At 38.5% G+C, this 26,211-nt stretch carries 29 protein-coding genes; 10 read left to right on the top strand and 19 right to left on the bottom strand.

From position 1 onward, the window contains the following. Nucleotides 1-4 precede the first annotated feature (4 nt). From ACFPYN_RS15650 to pxpB, 3 genes are read right to left on the bottom strand one after another with little or no spacing between them, the layout of a single operon-like run. Nucleotides 5-775, bottom strand: a complete 771-nt coding sequence (locus tag ACFPYN_RS15650; protein WP_377735440.1) for a LamB/YcsF family protein — start codon at nt 773-775, stop codon at nt 5-7. 3 nt (nt 776-778) lie between these two features. Continuing rightward, on the bottom strand, nt 779-1,789 hold the full coding sequence (locus tag ACFPYN_RS15645; RefSeq protein WP_377735439.1) for a 5-oxoprolinase subunit C family protein: 1,011 nt from the start codon (nt 1,787-1,789) through the stop codon (nt 779-781). Further along, nucleotides 1,776-2,474, bottom strand: coding sequence for a 5-oxoprolinase subunit PxpB (gene pxpB, locus ACFPYN_RS15640; protein WP_377735437.1), 699 nt, complete (start codon nt 2,472-2,474; stop codon nt 1,776-1,778). Before pxpB ends, ACFPYN_RS15645 begins: the two co-directional genes overlap by 14 nt. A 228-nt stretch (nt 2,475-2,702) precedes the next feature. Between pxpB and ACFPYN_RS15635 the strand changes: the two genes are divergently transcribed. Continuing rightward, nucleotides 2,703-2,882 carry a hypothetical protein gene (locus ACFPYN_RS15635; protein WP_377735435.1) on the top strand — a complete coding sequence of 60 codons (180 nt, stop codon included), beginning with the start codon at nt 2,703-2,705 and terminating at the stop codon, nt 2,880-2,882. Between the two features lie 224 nt (nt 2,883-3,106). On the opposite strand, the gene ACFPYN_RS15630 is transcribed toward ACFPYN_RS15635, so the two are convergent. Together ACFPYN_RS15630 and ACFPYN_RS15625 are read right to left on the bottom strand one after the other, a co-directional pair. Next, nucleotides 3,107-3,283 (bottom strand): YfhE family protein, encoded by a 177-nt coding sequence (locus tag ACFPYN_RS15630; protein WP_377735433.1) that lies wholly within the window; start codon nt 3,281-3,283, stop codon nt 3,107-3,109. Between the two features lie 136 nt (nt 3,284-3,419). Beyond that, the gene (locus ACFPYN_RS15625) at nt 3,420-4,625 is read right to left on the bottom strand and encodes an MFS transporter (RefSeq protein ID WP_377735431.1); all 1,206 of its coding nucleotides are present in this window, start codon (nt 4,623-4,625) and stop codon (nt 3,420-3,422) included. A gap of 280 nt (nt 4,626-4,905) precedes the next feature. On the opposite strand from ACFPYN_RS15625, the gene ACFPYN_RS15620 reads away from it, so the two are divergent. Then, nucleotides 4,906-5,232 (top strand): winged helix-turn-helix transcriptional regulator, encoded by a 327-nt coding sequence (locus ACFPYN_RS15620; RefSeq protein WP_377735429.1) that lies wholly within the window; start codon nt 4,906-4,908, stop codon nt 5,230-5,232. 643 nt (nt 5,233-5,875) lie between these two features. Here the strand turns inward: ACFPYN_RS15620 and ACFPYN_RS15615 are convergent. Together ACFPYN_RS15615 and ACFPYN_RS15610 are read right to left on the bottom strand one after the other, a co-directional pair. Then, on the bottom strand, nt 5,876-6,994 hold the full coding sequence (locus tag ACFPYN_RS15615; RefSeq protein ID WP_377735428.1) for an NAD(P)/FAD-dependent oxidoreductase: 1,119 nt from the start codon (nt 6,992-6,994) through the stop codon (nt 5,876-5,878). Between the two features lie 297 nt (nt 6,995-7,291). Next, entirely contained in the window at nt 7,292-7,477 is a 186-nt protein-coding gene (locus ACFPYN_RS15610; protein WP_377735867.1) for a Spo0E family sporulation regulatory protein-aspartic acid phosphatase, read from the bottom strand. Between the two features lie 255 nt (nt 7,478-7,732). Here ACFPYN_RS15610 and ACFPYN_RS15605 point away from each other — a divergent pair, with 255 nt between their 5' ends. Continuing rightward, a complete protein-coding gene (locus tag ACFPYN_RS15605; RefSeq protein ID WP_377735427.1) occupies nt 7,733-8,794 on the top strand; it encodes a saccharopine dehydrogenase family protein in 1,062 nt (353 codons plus the stop codon). A gap of 263 nt (nt 8,795-9,057) precedes the next feature. Here the strand turns inward: ACFPYN_RS15605 and ACFPYN_RS15600 are convergent, their stop codons facing one another. Both ACFPYN_RS15600 and ACFPYN_RS15595 read right to left on the bottom strand, forming a co-directional pair. Then, nucleotides 9,058-10,065: an LLM class flavin-dependent oxidoreductase gene (locus ACFPYN_RS15600; RefSeq protein ID WP_377735426.1), complete on the bottom strand. Its 1,008-nt coding sequence runs from the start codon at nt 10,063-10,065 to the stop codon at nt 9,058-9,060. A 94-nt stretch (nt 10,066-10,159) separates the two neighbouring features. Beyond that, on the bottom strand, nt 10,160-11,119 hold the full coding sequence (locus ACFPYN_RS15595; RefSeq protein WP_377735425.1) for an aldo/keto reductase: 960 nt from the start codon (nt 11,117-11,119) through the stop codon (nt 10,160-10,162). Nucleotides 11,120-11,519: 400 nt separating this feature from the next. Between ACFPYN_RS15595 and ACFPYN_RS15590 the strand changes: the two genes are divergently transcribed. Beyond that, nucleotides 11,520-12,494, top strand: a complete 975-nt coding sequence (locus ACFPYN_RS15590; protein WP_377735423.1) for a proline dehydrogenase family protein — start codon at nt 11,520-11,522, stop codon at nt 12,492-12,494. A gap of 196 nt (nt 12,495-12,690) precedes the next feature. Beyond that, entirely contained in the window at nt 12,691-13,608 is a 918-nt protein-coding gene (locus ACFPYN_RS15585) for an S-layer homology domain-containing protein (RefSeq protein WP_377735422.1), read from the top strand. Nucleotides 13,609-13,662: 54 nt separating this feature from the next. On the opposite strand, the gene ACFPYN_RS15580 is transcribed toward ACFPYN_RS15585, so the two are convergent. Continuing rightward, nucleotides 13,663-14,085 (bottom strand): hypothetical protein, encoded by a 423-nt coding sequence (locus tag ACFPYN_RS15580; RefSeq protein ID WP_377735420.1) that lies wholly within the window; start codon nt 14,083-14,085, stop codon nt 13,663-13,665. 238 nt (nt 14,086-14,323) lie between these two features. Between ACFPYN_RS15580 and ACFPYN_RS15575 the strand changes: the two genes are divergently transcribed. Together ACFPYN_RS15575 and ACFPYN_RS15570 are read left to right on the top strand one after the other, a co-directional pair. Beyond that, nucleotides 14,324-14,527 (top strand): alpha/beta-type small acid-soluble spore protein, encoded by a 204-nt coding sequence (locus tag ACFPYN_RS15575; RefSeq protein WP_377735419.1) that lies wholly within the window; start codon nt 14,324-14,326, stop codon nt 14,525-14,527. Nucleotides 14,528-14,829: 302 nt separating this feature from the next. Then, on the top strand, nt 14,830-15,456 hold the full coding sequence (locus ACFPYN_RS15570; protein ID WP_377735418.1) for a YfbR-like 5'-deoxynucleotidase: 627 nt from the start codon (nt 14,830-14,832) through the stop codon (nt 15,454-15,456). 84 nt (nt 15,457-15,540) lie between these two features. Here ACFPYN_RS15570 and thrB read toward each other — a convergent pair whose 3' ends face one another. The 3 genes from thrB to ACFPYN_RS15555 are packed head-to-tail and all read right to left on the bottom strand — an operon-like array spanning nt 15,541 to nt 18,793. Beyond that, a complete protein-coding gene (thrB, locus tag ACFPYN_RS15565) occupies nt 15,541-16,446 on the bottom strand; it encodes a homoserine kinase (RefSeq protein ID WP_377735417.1) in 906 nt (301 codons plus the stop codon). Then, the gene (gene thrC, locus ACFPYN_RS15560) at nt 16,443-17,504 is read right to left on the bottom strand and encodes a threonine synthase (RefSeq protein WP_377735415.1); all 1,062 of its coding nucleotides are present in this window, start codon (nt 17,502-17,504) and stop codon (nt 16,443-16,445) included. Before thrC ends, thrB begins: the two co-directional genes overlap by 4 nt. Then, nucleotides 17,501-18,793: a homoserine dehydrogenase gene (locus ACFPYN_RS15555; RefSeq protein ID WP_377735413.1), complete on the bottom strand. Its 1,293-nt coding sequence runs from the start codon at nt 18,791-18,793 to the stop codon at nt 17,501-17,503. Before ACFPYN_RS15555 ends, thrC begins: the two co-directional genes overlap by 4 nt. Before the next feature lie 127 nt (nt 18,794-18,920). Here ACFPYN_RS15555 and ACFPYN_RS15550 point away from each other — a divergent pair, with 127 nt between their 5' ends. Then, nucleotides 18,921-20,285, top strand: coding sequence for an aspartate kinase (locus ACFPYN_RS15550; RefSeq protein ID WP_377735866.1), 1,365 nt, complete (start codon nt 18,921-18,923; stop codon nt 20,283-20,285). A gap of 296 nt (nt 20,286-20,581) precedes the next feature. After that, nucleotides 20,582-20,986, top strand: a complete 405-nt coding sequence (locus tag ACFPYN_RS15545) for a DUF2177 family protein (protein ID WP_377735412.1) — start codon at nt 20,582-20,584, stop codon at nt 20,984-20,986. Nucleotides 20,987-21,091: 105 nt separating this feature from the next. On the opposite strand, the gene ACFPYN_RS15540 is transcribed toward ACFPYN_RS15545, so the two are convergent. The 4 genes from ACFPYN_RS15540 to ACFPYN_RS15525 form a co-directional block, all read right to left on the bottom strand. After that, nucleotides 21,092-21,463, bottom strand: coding sequence for a VOC family protein (locus ACFPYN_RS15540; RefSeq protein WP_377735410.1), 372 nt, complete (start codon nt 21,461-21,463; stop codon nt 21,092-21,094). A gap of 172 nt (nt 21,464-21,635) precedes the next feature. Beyond that, nucleotides 21,636-22,337: a hypothetical protein gene (locus tag ACFPYN_RS15535; RefSeq protein ID WP_377735409.1), complete on the bottom strand. Its 702-nt coding sequence runs from the start codon at nt 22,335-22,337 to the stop codon at nt 21,636-21,638. Between the two features lie 172 nt (nt 22,338-22,509). Continuing rightward, complete coding sequence (locus ACFPYN_RS15530; RefSeq protein ID WP_377735408.1) at nt 22,510-23,415, bottom strand: DNA/RNA non-specific endonuclease; 906 nt, start codon at nt 23,413-23,415, stop codon at nt 22,510-22,512. A gap of 158 nt (nt 23,416-23,573) precedes the next feature. Then, nucleotides 23,574-23,873 carry a hypothetical protein gene (locus ACFPYN_RS15525; RefSeq protein ID WP_377735406.1) on the bottom strand — a complete coding sequence of 100 codons (300 nt, stop codon included), beginning with the start codon at nt 23,871-23,873 and terminating at the stop codon, nt 23,574-23,576. Nucleotides 23,874-24,004: 131 nt separating this feature from the next. Here ACFPYN_RS15525 and ACFPYN_RS15520 point away from each other — a divergent pair, with 131 nt between their 5' ends. Further along, nucleotides 24,005-24,166 (top strand): hypothetical protein, encoded by a 162-nt coding sequence (locus tag ACFPYN_RS15520; protein WP_377735405.1) that lies wholly within the window; start codon nt 24,005-24,007, stop codon nt 24,164-24,166. A gap of 92 nt (nt 24,167-24,258) precedes the next feature. On the opposite strand, the gene ACFPYN_RS15515 is transcribed toward ACFPYN_RS15520, so the two are convergent. Then, nucleotides 24,259-25,251 (bottom strand): HNH endonuclease domain-containing protein, encoded by a 993-nt coding sequence (locus tag ACFPYN_RS15515; RefSeq protein ID WP_377735404.1) that lies wholly within the window; start codon nt 25,249-25,251, stop codon nt 24,259-24,261. Between the two features lie 107 nt (nt 25,252-25,358). Beyond that, nucleotides 25,359-25,856: an NlpC/P60 family protein gene (locus ACFPYN_RS15510; protein ID WP_449295461.1), complete on the bottom strand. Its 498-nt coding sequence runs from the start codon at nt 25,854-25,856 to the stop codon at nt 25,359-25,361. Between the last annotated feature and the right edge of the window lie 355 nt (nt 25,857-26,211).

Raw genomic sequence — 26,211 nt, 5'->3', positions numbered from 1 at the left:
AATCTTATTTGAACTGTGAAATTTTTCTTACATCGATTCCAGAAATTTTCAACGTTTCCGAAATGCGTCGCGCAAAATCAAGTGCGTGAATACCATCACCATGAATACACACCGTGTCTGCCTGAATTGATACTTCAGTTCCAAGCGTGCTCGTAACCACACTTTCTTTAACCATTCGGACGACTTGTTGAATTGCTGCATCAGTATCAGTAATCAACGCATTATCTTCTTTTCGACTCGTCAGCGTTCCATCTGTTTGATAGGTACGATCGGAAAACACTTCGTTAGCAGTTCGCAAACCAATCTTCTCGCCCGCTTTTACGATTTCACTGCCAGATAGACCAAACAGAATTAACTGTGGGTTGATGGCATACACCGCTTCTGCAATGGCTTCCGCTAAAGCGGCATCAGTAGCTGCCATGTTAAACAATGCCCCGTGTGGCTTGACATGTTGCATTTCGGCACCCTCAGCTTTAACAAATCCATATAATGCACCAATCTGGTACAGCACGATTTCGTAAGCCTCTCGAGGAGTAACTTGTAAATTTCTTCTTCCAAAGCCTGTTAAATCTTGAAATCCCGGATGAGCACCAATTCCCACACCCTTTTTCAAAGCGAGTTTAACTGTTTTACGCATGGTTGATGGATCTCCAGCATGAAATCCACAGGCAATATTTGCAGACGTTACAAAATCTAAAATCTCTTCATCATTGCCCATTTTGTACGTGCCAAAGCTCTCTCCCATGTCACAATTCAAATCAACTAAATTCTTCATTTCTTAAATGCCCTCCTTAAATTTCAGAGTAATGGATTTGGTCAATTGAGCAATCAATCGTCTTTCATTTAATAGAGCTTGCTGGGCTTCTTCAAGTGTGACTTTTTCAAAACGAATACTATCTCCTGGCTTTAATTGACTTACTTTTGATAAATCAATTGACGCGACCTGTCCTATTTTCGGATAACCACCTGTTGTTTGTCTGTCTGCCATTAAAATGATGGGTTGACCATCTGGTGGTACTTGAATCGAACCAAAAGAAACGCCTTCAGATAGCAATTCTTTTGCTTCGTTTAATGCCAGTTGTGGCCCTTTCAAACGATAGCCCATACGATCAGAATCTGAAGATATTTGAAATACTTCCTTATAAAAAGTATCCTGACTGTTTTCATCGAATAATGGTGCCTGTCTGCCTTCAGTAACTCGAACAGTTGACTGTGATTGATAAGTTGGGATTGCGTTAGTCATTAACGTCCAATCTACTTGTATAAATGAAGAGTCAGTCGCTGCTGCGGCTAATTTCTCGATAAAACTTCTACTATTTTGGGATACCTCACCAATCTGAACAACGTCTCCTTTTTGAAGAGTTCTACCATCATAGCCACCTATTCCAGCTCGCAAGTAAGTAGATTTACTATCCATTACTTCAGGTACAGCAATTCCACCAGCTACCGCTAAATAGGTCCTGCATCCTGAAAGAGGCTTACCGAAAGTTAACTTGCAGCCTTTTTTAGCGAATATCGGGCGCCACATTTTAATAGGAACCTCATTCAATAAAGGTGACAAATCTCCACCTGTCAGTGCAAATAAACAATCCTCAAGAAATGTCAGTTGTGGACCAACTAGCGTGATTTCAATTGTAGCCTCAGTTTCTGGATTACCTACTAACACATTCGCAATTCGATGTGCATACGGATCCATTACACCACTTACAATGACGCCATATTTCTGAAAACCTCTTCTTCCAAGGTCTTGAATAGTTGTTTGTAACCCGTCTTTATTAATCTGCAGCATGGATGGTCCCCTCCAATTCTGCATACTCTGCATCTGTTATTGGCTTAAAGACAATTCGGTCTCCTGCCTGCAACAAGCTTGGTATGTCTTCATTTGGAAGGAACAGATTCTTGGGTGTTCGCCCAATTAATTGCCAGCCACCAGGTGTTTCAATTGGGTAAACGCCAGTTTGCAACCCGGCAATCCCAACAGAACGTTCAGGTATACGGAGCCTTGGAGTCGTTCGACGTGGAGCTGCAATCTTTTCAGACATTCCATCGATAAATGGAAATCCAGGTGCAAAACCAATCATATTGACTTCATATGTTCCTGAAGAATGAATCGCTATCACTTCTTCCACACTGAGTTGATTATGTTTTGCCACAAACTCAATGTCTGGGCCGTATTCTCCCCCATAGCAAACCGGAATCACAATCGTTCGTTGTTCTATTGAATCGAAATCTTGCATTTCTTCTAAAGTTTTCTCAATTAATCTCTTCACATCTATATATTGAAATTCCGCTGTCACTTCGTAAAAAACAGTCACCGTTGTAAAGGCAGGAATCACTTCTATTATCGAATCAATCGAAGTCTCTTCTAGTCGTTTGGTTATTGATCGGACAAGGTTTGTTGCTTCTTTTGAAATCTCATTTCCAACCTCCATCACAATCGCTTCATCACCAAGTGGTGAATATGTTATCTCCATCATTTCACATCCAAACATTTTCTGAAATATACGGTAATTATAAAGAAGATAATGTATGTATACAACCTTTTATTAATAAACATGCAAGATAGTTAATGAAGTCCAATAATGCTACAACTGATAGAACAAAAATACATTTTAAACCGTGCAAAAATTTCATTTCAGCACGTTTAATTGGTCATGTTAAGGGAATTAAACAATTACAACACAAACAGGAGGCGTTTTATTATGAAACGAAATACATTAGCAATGGCAGCACTAGGACTTGGCGCAGCATTTCTTATGCGCAATAAAGACTCTCGCGATAAACTTAAAGGGCAAGTAAATGAATTCACTAAAAGTACAGATGGCAAAGGATTGCTTGATCAAGTTCTTAACACAGTTGATAAGAAAAAGACTACTCTATAAAAGAATTCATATCTTCAAAAGAGGCATATTCCAAAGTGAAAGCATTCACTTGGGCTATACCTCTTTTGTATGACCATGAATTTATTCCCGATGAAATCCCTCTTATCCCCTTCAACTATCGTTTATTCCTTTCCCTCCAGTTTCTCTTAACAAGAAATAGGATGCATACTAAAAATCCCAGTCATACCTACTATGACTGGGATTTCAGATTGACGAAAACCAATTTAATGAAGCTTTTTATCGCCTTGTTCCTTGTCTTTCTTTCTGATGTCTTTTACTCCTTCAAGCCCACTCGCTTTATCTGCTTTGTTAAACTCCTCGTTGTACAAAACTTCTTGCGCAGCGCTCAAACCGTTGTTCTCTTCAGCCATTTGTTGATGTGGAGGTTTTCTCTCACTCATTTACGTATTCTCCTCTCAAGATTAAGTATTGAATAACTAAGTTTTCCCTTGCCATTCGTCCTTTATTCTAATTGAGGTAAACATTTTCAGATTAAATTTCAAATAGCTATTTACCTATATCTGAAAGCATAAATGGTTAAACATTCTTAGTTTCTCTCTCAAGACGTAATGACAGACCTGTAAGAAGAACCGCTCCGATAACCATGATTCCACCAACCCATGGTGTATGAACGATACCTATTGTATTAATAACCACTCCGCCAATAATTGAGCCCATGGCAATACCAATATTAAACGCGGCTATATTTAAAGCAGATGCCACGTCTACAGCTGCAGGAACATATTTTTCTGCAAGTTGCACGACATAAAGCTGTAGTCCTGGAACGTTCATAAACGCTACTAGACCCATTAAGATAATGGCAATTAACCCAGCTACTTTAAACGGAATCATAAATGTCATCACAATCATAATAATGGCGTGCATGATGAACATCCAAAATAACGCACGTGCCGGATTGTGATTCGCTAGTCTACCTCCGACTGCATTCCCTATGGCAACTGCAACTCCATAAACAAGAAGGACGATACTCACTAATTTCGAATCGATCTTGGTGACATCTTCAAGAATCGGCGTTAAATACGTAAACGCAACGAAGGTTCCGCCGTAACCAAGTGCTGTTATTGCAAATCCTAGTAAGAGACGACCATTCGTGACGAGTTTGAACATATCACTAAATTTAGCAGGTGGAGATTGTTTTAAGTTTTTAGGAATTAATAGCGCACTCGCTGCTATCGCAATGACTCCTAGTGCTGCAACACCCCAGAACGTTGCACGCCAACCAAACGCTTGCCCAACAAACGTTCCAAGTGGTACACCCGTAACAGTAGCCACAGTCAATCCTGTAAACATTAATGCAATTGCACTTGCTTTTTTATGAGCTGGCACTAATTGCACGGCAATTGTTGCACCTATGGAAAAGAAAACACCATGTGAGAATGCGGTAATAAACCGAGCGACCATTAGCAGCTCAAAAGTAGGCGCTACGGCTGCTACTATATTTCCTATAATAAATACGACCATTAAAACCATTAACAGGGTTTTTCTACTCATTCGATTGGTTAATGCCGTTAAAATTGGTGCACCAACTGCAACACCAATGGCATAGCCTGAAATCAATAAGCCAGCTAATGTAATGCCTATGTCAAAGTCCTTTGCAATCGAAGCTAATAATCCTACTGGAACGAATTCCGTAGTTCCGATACCAAAGGCACTAATGGCAAGCGCCCATAAAGCTAGTCTTCCTCTTTTCGCTGAGTCATCAGCTGTATGTGAATGATTCATTTATCGTTCCTCCTCAGTTTTTCCTATAAATAGTCTTCAAGAAATTCGGCAATCACTAACCAGTCTTCCTTGCAAACCTTATTATGCGCTCGAGGATAAATAATGAACAGTACGCACTTTAAAGTAATGTAGGCACTTTTTAGTACCTATAGCTATTTAAAAGAGGCAGATGTAAAGTGGTGTATGTTAACATACATTTAATTCGTTTTTCCGATATGTACAGACACTCAAAATAGATAGAACCTTTTTCGAACTCATTACTAATAGAGGAGGAAACAATATGGCTTACAATATTCCAGTCGAAGCGACGCTTGATGTGATTGGTGGCAAATGGAAAGTAGTCATCATGTGTCATTTGATTAAAGAAGAAAGACGCACAAGTGAATTAAAAAAGCTCATGCCGACCATTACACAAAAAATGCTTACTCAGCAATTACGTGAGCTCGAGCGAGATGGTGTTGTCAATCGTATGGTCTATGATCAAGTTCCACCGAAAGTAATTTATTCTTTAACTGACTACGGCTGGTCACTGCGTCCTATATTGGATGCTATGTGTGCTTGGGGAGAACATCATATTGAGGTAGTTGAGGAAATTGAAAAAATATAATACGAAAAAACCGGCAAAGTGCGCCCGGTCCTTTTAAGAAGAGTAACCATAGTAGCCTGATGATTCTCGCTACGGTGGACGCTTTTCGCAGGCATGGCTTCAGTTTCCTAGTCACTGCGAAAACATGTGCTCCTGTGGTTACTCGTCGGTAAGATACTGGCACTTGGCCAGTATCTTTCCTGTGGGTTCTTCAGCTCATTCACCTGCCGCTTCGCTTTTTGTGCAGAAAACATTTGCTATTCCCGCAGAAGTCGCCACCTGCGCTTCAATCACCCAATATAGATGGCATCTACGATTATAAGTTGGTTCTAACTCTAGCTTAAACTTAGAATTTTTTTGTGTCTTAGCAATAAACAATTGATAGATCTTCTTGTTGCTTACTACTCACTTCATAGATTGTAGTGGAAGGCGGCGACTCCAGCGGGATTAGCGGGACAGGTGAGACCCCGCAGATTGCGAAGCGACCGAGGAGGCTCACCGCCCGCCCCGCGGAAAGCGTCCGCTTGAAACGGAAATCAGCACTATTAATGAATCAATCTTTTATCCCTGAAACAGTGGATTTATGAAACTAAAATTATATAATTTCTTATCTTTAACTAAAGGAACACTCCCGTAAAGAAAATTACGGGAGTGTTCCTTTTTTTTATTTACCAATTGCACCAGCCACATCATATAATTCCAAATCGATATCAAGATCTTCATTAAGTGCCAGCTTCGCTAGTTGAGCACCTAGAAACGGTCCCACTGTTAAGCCTGAAGCTCCAAGTCCGTTTGCTAGAAGAAGTCCCTTGTAGCCAGGCACCTCTCCGATGATAGGAAGAAAGTTTGGAGTAAATGGACGAAAACCTACTCGCGTTTCAACAAACGTACTGTCACTTAAACCAGGAGCAACTGATAATGCTTTGCTAAACACTTCATGCAACCCTCCTGCAGTGACACGTAAATCGAAGTTTTTATCATCTTCATGTGTTGCACCTATAACTATTTGACCATTATCAAAAGCAAGTATGTACTGATCATTTGGCGGCATTACGACTGGCCAATTATTCGTTTCCACGTCTTGTAATTGGAGATGAACAATTTGCGCTTTCTGTGCAGTCAATTGCAAGTCAATTCCAAGAGGAGATAAAAGTTCATCTGCCCAAGCACCCGCGGTCACAATTACACAGTCTGCAACGTAAATCTCCTCATTGACTCGAATTCCTGTAACCTTCGAATCATCATGCTCAATCTCAGCTGATCCGTAAATAAAAGTAGCACCATACTTTTTCGCGGCATTGACCAGTGCTTGTCGAAGGGCTCTGCCATTTACACGAGCAGCTCCACTAACGAAGACTGAAGCGAATTCTTCAGCTAGTGGCGGAAATAGTGCAGCCGTTTCAGTTGCTGTAGTTTGAAGGACTATACCGATTTCAGGAGCGTCTTGCCTCTTTACTACTGCACGTTCCTCCATCTTAATGAGTTTCTCTTTATCTGTATGGAGACTGATAGCGCCGACTCGCTTATAACCCGTATCCGCTTCTCCATCTTCTTCAAGAAGTCGAATTAGCGTTTCATAATAGGCTGCTCCATTTTTCGCTAGAGAATACCACGCCTTATTACGTCTTTGAGAAAGCCATGGACAAATGATACCTGCAGCAGCATCCGTAGCCTGTCCTGGATCTTGCCTATCCACAATAGTTACTCGTGCACCAGATCTCGCTAAATGATAGGCAGTCGAAGCACCTAAAATTCCTGCGCCAATTACTAGTATCTCTTTCATATAAGCACCTTTTTCAAATAGATTTCTACCTTCTATCTTACACAATATAAGCTACAGATTCAGAATAATGGGAGAATCGAACGCAGATTAAACACAACTAAAAACCCAGTACTACGTGTCGTTATAGAATTTCCCTATAAAGACGCGATGAGACTAGGTTGTTTTATCTATATATAACTTTCACTGCTTATGAATGAGTAGCGATAACGAAGGCTGATGAGGTAGTCTATAAGTGTTGAACAAATTAATTTGCTACAAGCAACATATTCGTCAGTTTTTAATTAAACAAGTTAGTGATTATCCTACTTCGTCATAAGGAAATATACCTTGATAATAATTTAATAACGTATCCAACTCTTGGCTCGACGCTATTACTAGAGCATGGGTATAGCCCAACTGTTTTGCCTTTTTATACATGTCTTTCTTTTTTATCGTAATTTGTTTGAGCAATACATGTTGTTTATAGACCATTTTAGTTCTCATCACTTAAGACCTCCAATTGGTTTAGTAGCTTTTATAGTTGATTTACTTAGTTTATTGATAACAGGGTTCACTTAAAGATTAGTTACACGATCGTTCACTCATCTGAAAAAGTTATTTCCAGATTTAAGTATTACCTATTTATCCAGAAATTTACTACACTAAACGCAATTTGAGAAATATTTTTCAAACCACAAGATAAATAGTACGCTCTCACAAGTACATTGACGGTTTAGTTTCAAGATTGGAGAATGTTAAATGAAACAGAATTGGATGATTTATGGTGCAAACGGATATACCGGAGCGTTAATTGCGAGAACTGCAGTAGTTCAAGGATTGAAACCAATTTTAGCAGGTCGCCGACATGAAGAAATTCACTCTTTGGCAAATGAACTGGGTCTTGAAGCACGTGTATTTTCATTAGATGAGCCCAATCAAGTATTGACCGGCCTTAGAGAAATTGATTTGGTCCTTCATTGTGCAGGCCCATTTTCAATCACCAGCGCTCCCATGATTGAAGGGTGTCTGGCAGTTAGCGCACATTACCTTGATATTACAGGGGAAATTGGTGTGTTTGAGCATGTTCATGCAGCTGAGCAAGCGAAACGTGCTGCTAAAGCTGGCGTAGTCCTTTGTTCAGGTGTTGGTTTTGATGTTATTCCAACTGATTGTATCGCGCTTAAATTAAAGGAATTACTACCAAATGCTACACATCTTTCTCTTGGCTTTGATTCCGATTCAGGTATCTCACCAGGTACTTCCAAAACAATGATTCAAGGTCTTGGAGCTTCAAGTTCAGAGCGTCGAGAAGGGATTATTACGGAAGTCCAACTCGGCAAAACAAAGCGCATAATAGACTTTGGTAGAGGACCTAAAACTGCCATGGCCATTCCGTGGGGTGACGTGTCTACAGCGTTTCACACAACCGGTATTCCAAATATAAACACATGGATTCCGATGCCCGCGTATAAAATTGTTGGTGCACGCTCTTTGAAGTGGCTACGTCCACTACTAGCATCTTCTTCAATCCAACATGCATTACAGAAATGGGTAGATCGCTCTGTTAGTGGACCTGATGAACTAGCTCGAAAAAATTCCCCTGCTTATATTTGGGGTGAAGCAAGAAATGCTGATGGTGAGACACGTACTGTCCGCATTCAAACCGCTAATGTCTACAGCCTTACAGTTTTTGGCTCACTAGCTGTGGTCAGTCGCTTACTTGATATGAAGGTTAGTGGTGGAAGTTATACACCCGCTACTTTGTTTGGAGCTAAATTAATTGAAGAATTGCCTGGGTCAGGGAAGTTTCAAATTTTCTAATGCTAGGCCACTGAAACATCGGAAGCGGTGTCTTTCTGCAGAGGATTGGTGTCCGCCTGCAAGCGAATGGTCGGAAACGTCATTTATTTGGTCGGAAAACCAAGGTAATTGGTCGAAAACGTCATTTATTCGGGCGGAAAGCCATGTTAATTGGTCGGAAACGTTACTTAACTGGTCGGAAACCATTTTCCATGTTCAATGGAGTTACTAGGTACTAAAAAAACAGGCCGAGAGATATCTCTCGGCCTGTTTCCTTTTCTCTATTAAAGTTCATCTATTGCTTCTTTTAGTATTTCATATGAGCGCATTCTTGCAGTTTGATCATAAATGTACGTCACTGCTATTAACTCATCCACTTGGAATTTGTCGAAGAACTTTTTCGCTTGTCCTTGAATGGCTTGTTTATCACCTTTAAACGAAAAGACAGACATGCCGCGGACAGCACTTTCTTCAAAGGGACTCCATAGGCCATCCATTGAATCCACTGGAGGCTGTAATAAATCCTCTGTCCGTCTAACGACATTCAAATAAAATCGATTCGTTGATGTAGAAAGTTTTTCTGCTTCTTCATTCGTATCCGCCGCAACAACATTTACGCAAACCATGACATACGGTTCAGCTAAATACTCAGATGGTGTAAATTGATTGCGATAGATGTGCAAGGCTTCTTCTAATTGTGTAGGTGCAAAGTGAGCTGCAAATACATAAGGCAAGCCTAATCGTGCAGCTAGTGAAGCACTAGAGGTACTTGAACCTAAAATGTAGATTGGTACGTGAGCATCTACACCCGGAAAAGCACGAACAGCACCTTGTTGTTCAATCGATTTAAAATAATTTTGCAATTCTACAACATCTTGCGGAAAAGCAAAAGCTGTTTCTTGCGTTGTCCGACGTAAAGCATGAGCAGTTCGCATATCCGTTCCCGGTGCGCGTCCTAGTCCTAAATCAACTCGCTTTGGATACATTGCTTCAAGTGTTCCAAACTGTTCAGCCACTACAAGAGGTGCGTGATTCGGCAACATAATTCCACCTGAACCCACTCGAATAGATTGTGTATTTTCCAATACATGTCCAATCAAAATAGATGTAGCAGAACTAATAACGGTAGGCATATTATGATGCTCGGTTAGCCAATACCGGCGGTAACCTAGTTTTTCTGTATGTTGAGCTAAATTGACCATATCGCCAATCGCTTCTTTATGTGTATCGCCTTCTCGTACGGCAACTAAATCCAAAACGGAGACGGGAACATTTTTATATTCGTTTGTCATGATATAATTCCTTTCGCAAATCAAAATATCTACTTGTTTATCGTATATCCAGCAAAACTAATCATCAAGATATCTGCTTACGAAAGGAGTCTATTTATAAAATATTTACTCGTTGCTTCAGTTCATCAGACCAAATCCAATCGCTTATTTGAGCTGCATCAGTAACATGGTGAGGTTTGCTTGCACCAATAATAGCCGACGTAACCGCTGGTTGATTAAGTATCCAAGCTAAAGAAAACTGAGATAAGTTCACATCATGTTCTACTGCAACCTGTTTGTATGCTTCAACTCTCCCGAAATTTTCATCCTTGAAATAATTCTGAATAAGCTTTTCACCTCGTGCTGCTCGACTTCCCTCTGGAACGTCGTTGTGCGAAGTATATTTTCCAGATAACATCCCTCGAGCCATAGGACTATATACGAGGAGCCCCACTTTTTCAGATACACAATACGGTACTACTTCCTCTTCCAATTCACGTGACAATAAATTATATTGAGATTGAGATGAAACAAAGTGCTCAAGCCCATGCAAATTACTGATTCCGTTTGCTTTAGCTATCTGCCAAGCAGCATAATTGGAACAACCTATATAACGAACCTTCCCTTGGTTAACCAACGATGTCAAAGTAGACAAAGTTTCTTCTAGAGGTGTTTGATCATCAAAACGGTGGACTTGATAAAGATCAATGTAATCTGTTTGAAGTCTTTGTAAGGAATTCTCTACCTCACGCATGATATGAAACTTCGACAGTCCGGCATCATTGATATCTTTCCCCATAGGCAAGCCTACTTTTGTGGCCAACACAACTTTATCTCTTCGTCCTTTTAATGCCCGACCAATAATCTCTTCAGATTCTCCAGTTCCATATAAAAATTGTTCATCTTGACCTTTGCCATAAAAATTAGCTGTATCAATTAAGTTAATCCCTACATCAAGTGCCGTATCAAAAATTTGAACAGAAGCTTTTTCATCAATCCATCTTCCGAATGCCATAGTACCAAGACTCAAGTTTGAAACATGTAAGCCACTAAACCCTAATTTTGAATAAATCATCTAACTCCTCCTTCAAATATGTAATTTCTATCTTGTATTATTCACTATTAGGTATGCTAGAACCTTTAAATTAGAGATATTTCTATTATACAACGTATAAAAATTTGCATCATTTTACCATTCTGCTAATAAAAATTTGAAAAATATCCCTTTATTACGCAAGGAGAATTCAGTACTTTCTGAAATCGTTCTTATTTTAGAATAGATACACACCTGCAATGGGAATAATGACACTTTAATGAAACAATTCCCGTACATTCTTACCTCATTTAGTAGGCATGTTCGTTAAAAAGAATTATAATAAAATGTAGTCATGATTCACATGATACTATTAGTGATGCTTACTATTTACGCACGATGTAAGATAACATAGAATGAAACACTTTCAGGAGGAATAATCATGTTAAAAGATGTATTTATGGCTTTATCAAAAAACCAATTGTTGACTAGTGCAGCAAAAAAATACGGTTTGAAGTTAGGTGCACAAACAGTAGTAGCTGGAACAAATGTCGAAGATACAATTAAGAGTATTCGTGAATTGAATGCTAAAGGCATTAGTGCTACCGTTGATAACTTAGGTGAATTCGTGATTGAAAGATCTGAAGCATTAAAAGCCAAAAACAGTATTCTTGAAGTGATAGAAGCTATTCATACAAATGGTGTGGACGCTCATATTTCATTAAAGCCTACTCAAATTGGTCTAGATATTGATTATGATTTCTGCTATGAAAACTTACTCGAAATCGTAGCTGCTGCAAGTAAATACGATATGCATATCAATATTGATATGGAAGATTACGGACATTTACAACCTTCATTTGATTTAATGGATACTCTTTTAAAAGAATACAACAATGTTGGTACAGTAATTCAAGCATACTTCGATAGAGCGGAAGACGACATCGAAAAATATAAACATTTACGTTTACGCATTGTTAAAGGCGCATATAAAGAGCCGATTGAAGTTGCATTTCAAACGAAAGAAGAAATTGATGCAAACTTCATCAAACTAATTGAGTATCATTTACTTAATGGTAAATTCACTTCAATCGCAACCCACGATCATCACATAATCAACCATGTGAAGAAATTTGTCGCAGAAAATGAAATTCCAAACGATAAATTCGAGTTCCAAATGCTTTATGGTTTCCGTAAAGATATGCAAATTGATTTAGCTAAACAAGGCTATAATTTCTGCACATACGTTCCTTTCGGCGACGACTGGTACGCATACTTTATGAGAAGATTAGCAGAACGCCCACAAAACTTGAACCTTGTTGTAAAGCAAGTCTTCAATAAACGCACTAACACTGCTATCGGCGTACTTGCAGGTGCAATCGCACTGAACCGTTTGACTTCTAAAAAGAAAAAATAATACCATGAAATGTAATGCTGTTCTCTTCTGAGAGCAGCATTTTTTAAGTGTTTCACCTTCCTTATTTTGTCAATTTAACAATACTTTTGACTCTATTTCCATTTACCTCTTTTTACCTGTATTTATACAAATCTATCCATGGTAAATTTAGATGTACTAAAATTATAGCTCTACCCATTTATAGGAGGAATAATCAATGTTTACAAGTGTTAAAAAACTTTTCGCTACTAGTTTAGTAGCAATTTTAGCGATATCGGCTATCATACCTTCTGCCTCAGCTGCGGAACATCAATTTACTGATGTAAACTCAAACTATGAAGAAGCAGTAAGCTTCTTATATGAATTTGAAATAATTAATGGGAAAACACCGACTTCATTTGGAACAAATTTAAATCTGACAAGAGGAGATGCTGCAGTCATCCTAGCAAATACTCTTGGACTTGATACAGAGAATGCTAAATCTGCAGGCTTTACTGATTTAAACGCACGTGTTAAAGGTGCAGTAAATGCCCTAACTGAAGAAGGCATTGTTTCTGGAATAACAAAAGATACATTTGGTCCTGATCTTTTGTTAACTCGCGGTGCAATGGCTAAATTCTTAAATCTTGGTTTTGGCCTTGAAGAATTTGCTGAAGAAACACCATTCACTGATGTATCTGGCGTATTCACAACTCATATTGAAGCTTTATATGGTTCTGGGATTACTAGCGGCAAATCACCAACTACATTTGGTACGAATGACAAAATTAAGCGCGGTGAATTCGCGAACCTTCTATACAATTCGATCTTTTTCTTCAGCTTCACTCCATTTGCTGAATCAGCAAAAATTTTGAACCCAACGACAATTGAAATTACAATGGAAGAAGTTTCACCTGAAGGAATTACAGCTGAAGAACTTGCTGAAATGTTCTATATCGATGCTTACTACAATAATGGTTCTTATAAAGCATTAGAATTTGTAGGCACATCTCTATCGGCTGATCGCACAATATTAACGGTTGAACTTTCATCAACAAGTTCTTTGTCTGGAAAAAAAGGTAAAATTGAAATCGACGGTTTAAATGAAATCGATTTTGACTATGCAACACCAATTGAGCAACCAGTAGTAAAATAGATCAAAATAATAAAACTCATCCTCCAATGGTACTAGGGGATGAGTTTTATTTTGTTAACTAATTAAGAAGGACTTTTTTAACTTTACAATTAGCTTTTCAGAGTCTTTGATTGTTAAGTTTTTCAAGCTTATCTCAAATTCTTTCTCATTATGTAATATTAAAATCAATTTATTTCCCACGACTCTACCCTGTTCAACTTCTGATAGTTTTATTTCTTTCCTTTTCAAAGCCAAACTTCGAAAAGTAGAAAGAGTATGTTCATTCACTCTCACATAATCGATAGTCGGTATTTTAAAATTAAACACAGCCAACACTGAACTTGCTACAATTAATAAAATTAGAAAAGGGCTCATTATTATTTTAAATCCACCCATATTACTAGTAACTATAAATACCAATAAACCAATGTACAATAAAGAAACTAACAGCCATATACTTCCTGTAATTTTAAATTGAACATTATCTTTATATTTCAACTCCAAACTCTTCCCCTCAATTCCAACAATTATTTATACAACCTTATCACGAAACCCACTTTATGGTAATTAACAAAGGACATTTCGGGATATTTTCTAACAATCGACCGCTTTAAACAAGCATGCTATTCTACTTTCAGGAAATACTGTCTGAACGAGGTAAATTGATTATGACTAAAAACAATAAAATTTTAGTTCCCGAAACGAGACAAGCTTTGAATCAATTAAGAGCCAAGTTATGGAAGCTCAAGGATACGGTTTGAATTCAGTTCCAGGTGAAGATGTTAAATACGAAATTGCCAATGAACTCGGGATTCCCTTTAATAAGGAGTATAACGGTAACTTCACATCCGAACAGGCAGGAAAAATTGGCGGTCCCATTGGTGGCAACATGGTGAAAGAGATGGTAAAGTTGGCTCAAGAACAATTAGAAAGAAAATAATATAGTCATCTCAAAGTAAAATTGTTACTAACCTTGCCCAGTCACTATTTGGTATAGGTGAGATTCTTATTTTGTTTACTGTTTCATACATAGAAATCACCCCAGGTTGTATATGTAATCTAAAGACTTGCTAATATAGAATGCTGTTGATTTTTAACAACAAACACCATAGTGTATTTGCGCCTAGCGCAAGTATACGATAAACAGCAATTTAGTTTTGCAGACAATCTTTTTTGATCAACCAACAATATTCATAACACAGACATACATTAAAATATGACACTAAAAGGGGAAAATACTTCATGGGTATCCATAGATTTTTCACGAGCATGAATGACTTAGAACGAATTATCCGTTGTCCTGGTAAATTTAAGTTTGAGGAACATAATGTGGCTGCGCATAGTTGGAAGGTTTCTCAATACGCCATGTTTTTTGCAACCATAGAAGAAAGAAATGGGGAAATCATCAACTGGAAATCCCTTTATGAAAAAACCATCAACCACGATTTTGCGGAAGTGTTTATTGGAGACATTAAAACACCTGTCAAACATGCATCTCCCGAACTTAAGCAAATGATTGCGCACGTAGAAGAAAAAATGATGGAAAAATTTATTGTGGAAGAGATTCCCGCTGAATTTCAATCTATCTTCTTTGACCGTATGAAGGAAGGAAAAGATGCTTCCATCGAAGGTCGTCTATTAGAATTCGCTGATAAACTAGACCAGTTTTATGAGTCCTTTTCAGAATTAAAACGCGGTAATACCGATCCGGAATTTGTGCTAATGTATCAAGAAGCTTTAACAAAATTATTGAACTTGCCATTGCCAGCTAGTGTGGCATATTTCCGAAATGTCATGTTAGAAGATGTGAAACGTGAAGATACCGCACTTGATGTAAAGGCGTTTACACAAAAAGTACTGAACAGTTAACCTCGCGGATCAAAATTACGTCCCTTTACTTAATACAGATGAAAAAAGCCCAGAAGAATTTTTTCTGAGCTTTTTTGCATGAAATCAAATTACCGTTTCTCTGGATTGTATTCCCACCGATGAAGGCTTCAATACGACACTTTCGTAGTGAGGGAACTGGCTTCTCAACCGAGTCGCCACTCCTTCTTCATCCCCATTTTTCGTTGCAATAAAAAGAGATGGTCCAGCTCCACTAATTGTCGAACCGAAAGCCCCCGCGTCCTTACATGCCTGACGAATGGCTTCAAAATCTGGAAACTTATTCTTGCGGTATGGTTCATGAAACGTATCTTTTTCCATTAAGCGTCCAGCGGTTTCCCAGTCGCCACTCGCCAGCGCTGCAGATAATACATTTCCCGCTGCACTTCCTCGTGTCGCAACACGATGCTCGAGCGATTGAGGCAACAGTCCTCTCGACTCTGTTGTGAGAAATTCTGTCGGTGGAACTAGGATAACCACGCCAATTTCCACTTGAGGCACATGAATGACTTCAAGCTCATTTCCATCAAAATAGGAAATCGTCAGCCCACCTAAAAAAGATGCCGAAACATTATCGGGATGTCCTTCCATTGCACTACCGATTTTCACTTTTTCTGTCATCGGCAAATCCAACCCAAGTAAACGATCGGCTATTTCGATGCCTCCAGCAATAGCTGCGGCGCTACTTCCGAGCCCTCTACTAAGCGGAATATCCGTTACCACGCTCAGTTTTGCAGGTGACAGCGCACAATTAAATTGTTCGGCTACTGCAAGGGCTGTTGATACGATTAAATTATCTATTCCACTTGTTAAATGTTGATATCCTTCATCGCTATACTCAACTAGCCATTCAGGTGCCGGTGACACGCTAATCGACAAGTGAAGGTCCAGTGCCAATCCTATGGAATCAAATCCTGGTCCAAGATTTGCAGTCGATGCAGGAACACTTACTGAAAATTCTTTCCAGCTCATGCCTTCACACCCTTTTTCAAATCCTCCCAAAAGCTTTCCATATCTTCAGGCACGAGAAATGCTTTGTGTTCATTAACTGAAATCGCAGTTTCTGGATCTTTTAAACCGTTCCCTGTTAAGATCGCCACAACTGTCGATCCTTTTTTGAGCTTCCCGCTCTCCACTTGCTTTTTGATTCCTGCAATTGACGCACATGACGCTGGTTCTGCAAAGATACCTTCTGTTGAAGCAAGCAGTTGATACGCTTCTAGAATTTCTTCATCCGTTGCAGCCAAGATTGTTCCGTTTGATTCTTCGAGTGCTTTTAGCGCGAGTTTCCAGCTAGCTGGATTACCGATTCGAATGGCTGTTGCGATTGTTTCAGGGTTTTCCACAATACGATTATTAACAATTGGAGCAGCACCTGCCGCCTGAACGCCCAGCAAGGAAGGGCGTTTCGTGTTATTTTTTAATGCGTATTCGCTAAAACCTTTCCATGAAGCCGAAATATTCCCCGCGTTTCCAACAGGCAAAGCTAGAACATCCGGCACTTTATTCAGCTGATCTATAATTTCAAAGGCGATTGTTTTTTGTCCTTCTAAACGATATGGATTGACTGAATTAACGAGAGCGATTCCATCTTCTTGGCCCACTTCGCGAACCATTTCAAGTGCTTCGTCAAAGTTACCTTTAATCGCTAGAATCTCTGCTCCATACATTTTGGCTTGGGCAAGTTTGCCGAGTGCGATACGGCCTTCTGGAATGACCACAATTGTTCTCATACCGGCTCTCGCTCCGTATGCGGCAGCTGACGCAGAAGTATTACCTGTTGATGCGCAAATAAGAATGGACTTCCCTTCTTCTTTCGCTTTCGCCACTGCCATCACCATGCCTCGGTCTTTGAAAGAACCAGTTGGGTTGGCACCTTCTAATTTCACATGAAGATCAATTCCCCATTTCTCAGACAATTTCCCGAGATGAACTAACGGTGTATTGCCTTCCTGCAATGTTAGTGATGGAGTATCTTCCGTCACCGGAAGCCATTCTTTATATTGTTCAATCAATCCTGGCCAATTCATGCTGACTCATCTCCCTCGATGCGGTAATGGCTGATAACACTTGCTATATCTTTTAAGTCTTCAATCACGTCCAAATGCTGCTGTCTTGAAATTGAATGTGTCAGGAGAATAATTTCGGCCATACCCTCATTTCCAGCTGGATGCTGTTTAACTGATTGAAGGCTAGCATTATGATTGCTGTAAATGGCTGTCAAATTAGACAAAACTCCTACTTCATCTTTTACAAGTAAACGATGGAAATACTTCGCGTAGCGATGATTTGCTGATTTGATGACTCTATCATGCTGCGCCGCGTGCAATCGTTTACCATTTACTTCAAGTAGCAAATTACGGCATGCTGCGATAATGTCTGAAACGACTGAAGTTGCGGTTGGTAGAGAACCTGCACCTGGTCCATAAAGCATCGTTTCACCCACTGCATCTCCATATATGTATACGGCATTAAATTCATTGTTTACAGAGGCAAGCAAATGAGAATTCGCCAAGAACACTGGCTCCACTGCCACTTCGATGCCATCTTGATTTTTTTTCGATGAACCAACCATCTTCATTGTATAGCCAAATCCTTCAGCTAGATCCATATCTCCGTCTCTTATCTCTTTCATCCCTCTAACTAAGACATCACTAAGATGAACTTCTGTTGAAAATGCCAGAGAAGATAAAATGACCATTTTCCTTGCAGCATCTACACCATCGACGTCTGCTGATGGATCAGCTTCCGCGTAACCAAGTCTCGTTGCTTCTGCTAAAGCAACTTCATAGCTCATATTTTCTTGTTTCATTTTCGTTAAAATGAAATTAGTTGTTCCGTTTACGATTCCCATCAAACTCGAAATCCTATCTGATGCGAGTCCATCTTCCAGTGTACGAATAATCGGGATGCCCCCTGCAACACTAGCTTCATAGAATAAATCGCATTTTTTTGCATCTGCCAACTTCAATAGTTCGTGTCCATATTCGGCCATGACATCTTTATTTGCTGTCACGACTTGCTTACCTGCACGAAGAGCATGTTCAATCGCTTGCTTCGCTTCTTCAATTCCACCCATTACTTCCACAATGATATCAATAGAAGGGTCGTTCAATATCTCTTGGGCATTCGTTGTAAATACGCTTGGATCTAAAGTTGAGAATCTTTCCTTATTTTCATTTTTAATCAATACCTTTTTAATGGAAACTGGAACACCCAATTTGTGATGCAGATCCTGTTGGTGTTGTTGTAAGATTGTCGCTACTCCACTTCCAACTGTTCCTAGTCCTAATAATCCAATCGAAATTTCATTTTTCATTGATAATTCCCCCCGAGTATATGTACGCCCTGAAAAAACAATTGTATTTTCCATAAGTACATTATAGTATTATACTATGATTAAAAACAACCCTTTACCAATTAAAGATAGATGGGACTTGATGACGATGAAAGTTTGTAAATTTGGAGGAACATCTGTAGCAAGCGCACAACAAATAAAAAAAGTAGCCGCCATTCTAAAAGCAGACCCTTCAAGGAAAATTGTCGTGGTTTCAGCTCCGGGTAAAAGGTTTGACGACGATGTAAAAGTAACGGATATGCTTATCCGTCTATCGCAAGCTGCACTTTGTAATGAAGATGTCGAAGGTTATTTGAGTGAAGTACTCGATCGATACGCTCAAATTGCAATTGGTCTTGACCTCGGTCAGGCAATCCTAGACATTATTGAATTGGACCTGCGCAACCGACTTGAATCTGATAAGGGCAATCCTGGATTATTCTTCGATCAATTGAAAGCGAGTGGTGAAGATAACTTAGCAAAGCTTGTTGCTGTCTATTTGACTTCTATTGGCTTACACGCAGAATACATAAATCCAAAAGATGCGGGTTTGCTTGTTACTGACTTTTCACAACGCGTACAGGCGCTACCAGAATCCAACAACAGATTATCTGCTTTAAAGGACAAGGCGACGATTACCGTCTTTCCTGGATTCTTCGGCTATACGAGTAAAGGTGAACTGCGAACATTTGAACGCGGTGGCTCAGATATTACCGGCTCGATTTTAGCGGCTGCAGTAAAAGCCGAACTATATGAAAACTTTACAGATGTTGATTGTGTCTTTGTGGCCAATCCAAGGATTATTGAAAATCCTGAAGAAATTCATAAAATGACATACCGAGAAATGCGCGAGTTGTCATACGCAGGATTCGCAGTTCTTCACGACGAAGCACTGATGCCTGCTTTTAAAGAGTCCGTTCCCGTTTGCATAAAAAATACAAACAACCCGTTAGCTCCTGGAACAATGATTGTTGCAGAGCGAGAACATTCCTTCCGTCCAGTTACCGGTATATCTGCAGACAGTGGGTTCTCCACACTTTTTGTCAGCAAATATTTAATGAATCGTGAAATCGGATTTGGACGAAAACTGCTAGAAATTCTTGAAGATGAAAAAATTTCTTTTGAACATACTCCATCAGGAATCGATAACATATCCGTCATTTTGCGTAGCCATCAGTTAAACACTGAAATAGAACACCGCATTGTCCATCGTGTAAAAACAGAATTGCATGCAGATGAAGTCAATATCCAAAGCAATTTCTCAATGGTCGTTCTAGTGGGTGAAGGCATGAGAAATGCAACAGGTTTGGCGGCAAGAGCCACAGCTGCTATTTCCAGAACTGGGGCCAATATCGAAATGATTAATCAAGGATCCTCTGAAGTTAGTCTTGTTTTCGGTGTTCTTAAACAAGACGAAACAAAAATATTGAAAGAACTATACAAAGAGTTCTTCTCATCAGTATTGGTTCAATAAATGAAAAGCGCGCTAGTTGTTTATTTTTTGTTATCGGGAATTTATTTGTGACACTCTATAGACGGGTCTTTGTCGGCTATCGGCGGATTCTTGTCGACTATGAGTGGAAGCGCCATGCCAATGAGCGGTTCACTAAAAATGTCTCTCTTCAAACCTCTTCATTCAGACATTTTTGAAAAAACAATGTTACTCTAACGCAATGTGCTACATTTAATTCTATTTGTCGATATGTTAGGTAATAATCTGCTAAAATCTCTGTAATTGGATAGTTCATCATTGAGATGAGGGGGATTAACATGGGGAAAAATCTAAAAATTTACGGTATCACTTTATTGGTCTTTTTCTTAGTAGACATTGTTTGGCTCGCATTCATCTCTACAAAATTGTACGAAGATCAAATTGGCTTTTTATTAGCGACTGATGTTAATTGGATCGCAGCAGGTGTTTTCTACTTATTATATATAGTCGGGTTATTGTTCTTTGTTATTCTTCCTGCTTTAGAAAAAAACAGTTGGACTCATGCTCTATTCGCAGGTGGCTTCTTCGGTTTAATTACGTATGCCACATACGACTTAACCAATCTTGCCACAATAGAAGGATGGCCAATCTTCGTTACTGTTGTAGACCTAATGTGGGGAACCTTTTTAAGTGCAACCACCGCTGTCATCACATTTTATGTTGTAGGTAAAATGAATAAATAGACAGACCCCGGTGATAGATAATATCACTGGGGCCTGTTAACTTTTTAAGTTACTGTCGCATCATGCAATACATTTGAAGTTCTTTGTACAGTTATTATCTCTTCTTCATACGTGTTGATCCACAAGAATAGGATTACCATCTGGATCTTCAATTGTAAAACTTGCAGGCCCTTCACTTGATTCATTTGCTTCAGTCAGCATTTTGATTCCTTTTGCTTTAAGCTGCTTTTGAAGGTCACGAATGTCCGTAAACGAATCGACTTTGTCGGCATTTTGATTCCACCCTGGATTAAAAGTCAGTATGTTCTTTTCAAACATTCCTTGGAATAAGCCAATTACGCAACTTTCATTCTTCATAATAAGCCAGTTTTGATTTATATCCCCTCCAAAGGCTTGAAATCCTAGGTCTTCGTAAAATGATTTTGATTTATGAATGTCTTTTACACTTAGACTTGCAGAAAATGCTCCTAGTTTCATATTTCCTCCCTCTAACAATTCTTAATATTCAGTTATTTTTAGACAGATAAAGAAAATTTGTGTAAGTAAAGTATAGATAAATACTGTGAAATACACAACATTCACTTAAATTTATAGGACATTAAGAAAAACCGGGCAAAGTGCGCCCGGTCCTTTTGTAGTAAGAATGAATTTATTTATTTTTATTAAACTCCATTACTGTTCCCACTACACTTCCGATAACTTGCCCTTTAAAAGCATCTGGCACAGACTCATTTGTAGGATTTCTATAAACGAATTGATCTAGGTCAGCGTCATAACTAAATCCAATGCTGGTTAATTTTTGTTTTAAAGAATCAGGTAACTGATTTGACCCAGAAGTTTTCTCCAAATAATCTGTTGAAGCTACATAAAGTTCAACATCATCAAGACTAGACGAAACAACAAATAAATCCGTGTCGCCTTGTAATATCCATAGCCCTTTAGAATAAATAGATATACTTAAATGTTCTAAACCAGAAATTCCATCCAAATTCACACCAAATATTTGATTGATTAACACTCTAATCTGAGCTCCTGTAAGAGAAAAATCATGAACCTCAATGAAGCGATCCATAACTTCATTTTTTGTCATAGCCATAATTTGAGCATCTAATTCAGTTGAATTACAATCAACGCTTAATGAAATACGTAAACTCTCCATTACAGATACATGGTAAATAGACAACTTGCTACCATAATTTTTTTCTGATATGTAATTTAAATCCGCACCAAAAACGTCCTTTATAGCTTCACGTATTTCTTTCCCTTTTAACTGACCAGTTGATTCTAGATATCTATCCATTACTTCGACTTTTGGCATATTTGCAGATATTTTTTCTTCACCTTTGTTCAATCTAAACGCCTCCATAACTGTTAGTGGATATTACTTAAGATAGTATACCAAAAACACTATCATAATTATTTTTGCAACGATTCCTCGAGAATTTAAACGATACAAATAGCCGATTCATTCCTTGTACTAAGGAATGAATCGGCTTAAATCTTGTATTCTAATTACCACAATATTAGAGTTTTATATCCCCAGGCGCATCAATAACATGTCCTTCTATCGATTCTAACTGTTTGATTGGGTCGTGTTTCCGCAAACAACCAAAATCCAGACCTGTAATCGCTTCAATTCTCGATATTGGTACTTGATACGTTTTATATTCACCGTAGGCAAATTCTAAATTCTCAATAAGATTTTTTTGTGTCTGCATATAAGCAGTTGCGGATAGGTTCCCATCTTCCTTAACGATAATAGCAATTTTCCAGAACTCTTCAGGTATCTGAACTCCTCTATAAATCATGTCATTCGCTTTAAAAACTGGCCCTGTAAACACTGTCACTTTCAGATTCCAGTTTTCAGCATTGTCTAAAATATAATCCTCAAGATCCAACCAGATTTTTTGATTAAGATTGCTGTGCTGGGGAGCACAATTTGTAAAATGGAACGTATCCTTATTCGCCTTATTGGCTGCATCTCCCCAATTAGGATCGTTCCTGCGTACAAGATGTCCCCGATCAAGTGGATTATTTATATATAATTCAGGACCACACTGGTACTCTATTTCGATGCGCGGATCCAGATACCATTTATCATTACGTCCAATCTTTTTCAATTGATTTCCATCAATATTTACCACGGTATAATACGCTAAACGACGTGACTTACTCATAACAATCGAAAAATGCGTGTAATGAAGCACATTGCTCCCGTCTTTTAAGTGCGCAATATCTTGTTCAATATCGCACCGCAATGTCGGATGTGGGAGTTCGTAATTATCACCAAGAAACTTAGTGTCATAACCCACCGCCCCCTCATACCATGAGTCACTTAATACCTCAACTTCCATCTCATCAGAATGATCTTTGACGACTCCTAGACCTTGCACAAGTTCAGTAGTTAACAATTTCTGATCATCTTTCAAAGTTGCGTCCTCCTTAAATGTTCCCGCCCCATTACTCTTTGTATTGGTATTCTACAACTGATTACCAATTCCTTCTTATATTAAATTGATCCCATTTATGTTGTCGGTGATTAATGAAGGTTCAAATTTCAAGTTGCATGCTTTCATTGTTAACGTAGTTATCCCTTCGATGTAGTTCGGTATGATTGTAATACTTTTTCTAATACGCTTTTAAATTCATGCTGCGAAAATTTTTTAATGTTTATTAACTTATTTTTATCCATTCGATCATGGTATTCAGGTAGATAGCCAACATACAAATAACCATTGCCAGTTAAATAAAGTTCTTGTAGCACATTCTGTCTGCGGATCGGACTATTAGGATAATAATATGTCGCACGATTCTGGGTGCTTTCTTTTCTTTTTAGCTCAGAAAATTCTTCGAGTACACATACAACCTGCTCATAAGACATCGACATATAAACACTCCTTTTTGATAATTATGGAAATCATTACTAAAAGTATATCATTTCAATTTATAAGTTCGTAATTATTTTCTGACAACTTTCATATACTATTTCTAAAAACCTATATGGAGGAGTTTTTGACGATGAAACCTGAACATGTGGACCCAAAGGAAATGGAATTGCGTCAAAACAAGGATTTTATGGCTTCTCTAGATATGGTCGGTGAAGGTTCACCCATTTATCATCTGGATACAGAAGAATCAGCGGTTGAACCAGTCTCTGATAATAAAGAAAGTTCTACTTAATTGATAAAAATCAGTTATTCTCCTTTGAACAAAAAGAAATCCAGTAACTCTAAGAGTTACTGGATTTCTTTTTAAATTTGGGTTTCCATTGTTCAAGGGGCCCAGCCCTTCTCAAAACCATTCAACTCGGCATACTCATACAACTTCACAAACTGATAGAAGTCGTAAGTCTCCATGTATTGTTTAACATACACGTCACCTGTTTTCTTAAACAATTGGTTTCGTTCATCCAATTTATTGAGATAACGCTCAGCTGGCAATTTACTACCTTTGCTGGAATTGAGTGCAGAAGATGTGAGGACGAAATTCCATAACTCGTCACTATGGACGAAACTCCAGGGAACAAAATGATCCACTGCAATTGCTCGTTTTGCGACTTGTAATGGTCTATCCGTATAAAAACATGTGCTTCCTGAATGAGCCACAATCATTTTCTGAAATTGCTGCAGCGATTCACGTTGTGTTATGTTTTCAATTTCTTCTAGAAGAATCCCTTGAGTTAAGTCAGGGTTCTTTTTCTGAAGAAACTTTGCTAACTCATAGTTAATTAATTTGAAAATATTCGTTTGGTATTTCAATAAAAATTCATAGCATGATGCTGTGATAGTAAGTTTGCGCTGTTTTTTTGAAAACCCGTAAACCAGACCTTCTGTATCAGAAAATAAAGCACCGACTACATACTTTGCAATCACTTTACTCTCAATGCGTTTTATCAATTCGTGCTGCCGTATTTCTTGAAGCAAATCAAATGACACGCCACTTGGTATCAGAAATTCTAATTGAAAATCCTTTAATTCTTTTTCAATTTGTGCTTGATGCCCTTGTGAATACCCATTTCGAATGACTAGATTCCAATACAGCTTGGCAAAGGATTCTGCTAGTTGACCGAAGCTCACTTCTAGTACTTCATTCGTCTTATACAGATTTTCCAAAATTGCTCTTAACAAAGCGAACTTATAAGAAGTCGTTTTTATTGACTGGGATGAAAGAGTTTTCATGATAATAGACCACAACTGATCTTCAGAAACATGGTGATAGCTAGCTGTTCCTTCTTTTAGTTTCCACCCTTGGGTCATTATTATCATCTCTCTTCATCCAATTTATCGTTACTTGTAAGCAATCTTCCAATTGCCCTAATGGTAACATATTACATAAACTAGTTGTGCTAGTTTTTATAACGAAAGGATGAATATTATAATACTCTCTGTGCCCACATGAATTTTTGTTGTGTCCATGATCCCCAGATAGAAAAAGTCTGTACACTATTTGCCGTGTTTAGATTGCTAATCCATTGTCCATTGCCCATATAAATACCAACATGTGAAATAGTTATACCGTTGTTCGCAAAGAACATTAAATCCCCTTTTTTCATATTGCTAAATGAAATCGAAGTTCCAACGTGTGCCTGCTCCCTGCTAGTCCTAGGTAGTTGAACGCCAAATTTCGCATAAATATGCTTTGTCCAACTACTACAATCTGCCTTGTACGGTGCAAGGCTATAATCAGCCCCGTACACATATTTCGTTTGTGACTTAAGAACCTTGGCATAATCTACAAGATTTGATGCTTTGTCTGGAGTTCTTACAACAATAGATTGTCCAATATAGAGTTGATTAGGGTTTCCGATTTGCGGGTTTAATGATCGCAAATCTTGATAGCCCATTCTATATTTGTAGGCAATGCCGTTCAATGTATCACCTTTATGTACTGGATATGTTGCTCCTGCGACGCCTGAAAAAGAAAGGGCGAAAGTAAATGATAGAACCAAAATTTTTGTAAACTTTTTAATGGTATTTCATCTCCTTGTGATTGATTTGTATATTTTTCTTTCACTTGGTACAAAATCCGACAAACTTTTTGGCAAGGTCTACTATGTAACGCATAAAAATTATGTAGGTAAGCGTTTGCAATATGTAATTCTTTTTATAAAAATTGACATCTACAAATATTCATAACATTCTCTATCAAATGAATGTCCTAACATTTTTCGAGTATAGCATGCTTACTCAACTAGAAATGGTGGTAATTATTACCGACTATAATTC

The organism is Paenisporosarcina macmurdoensis (assembly GCF_042658845.1).
Lineage (GTDB): Bacteria > Bacillota > Bacilli > Bacillales_A > Planococcaceae > Paenisporosarcina > Paenisporosarcina macmurdoensis.
This window is presented reverse-complemented; position numbering and strand designations above follow the sequence as displayed.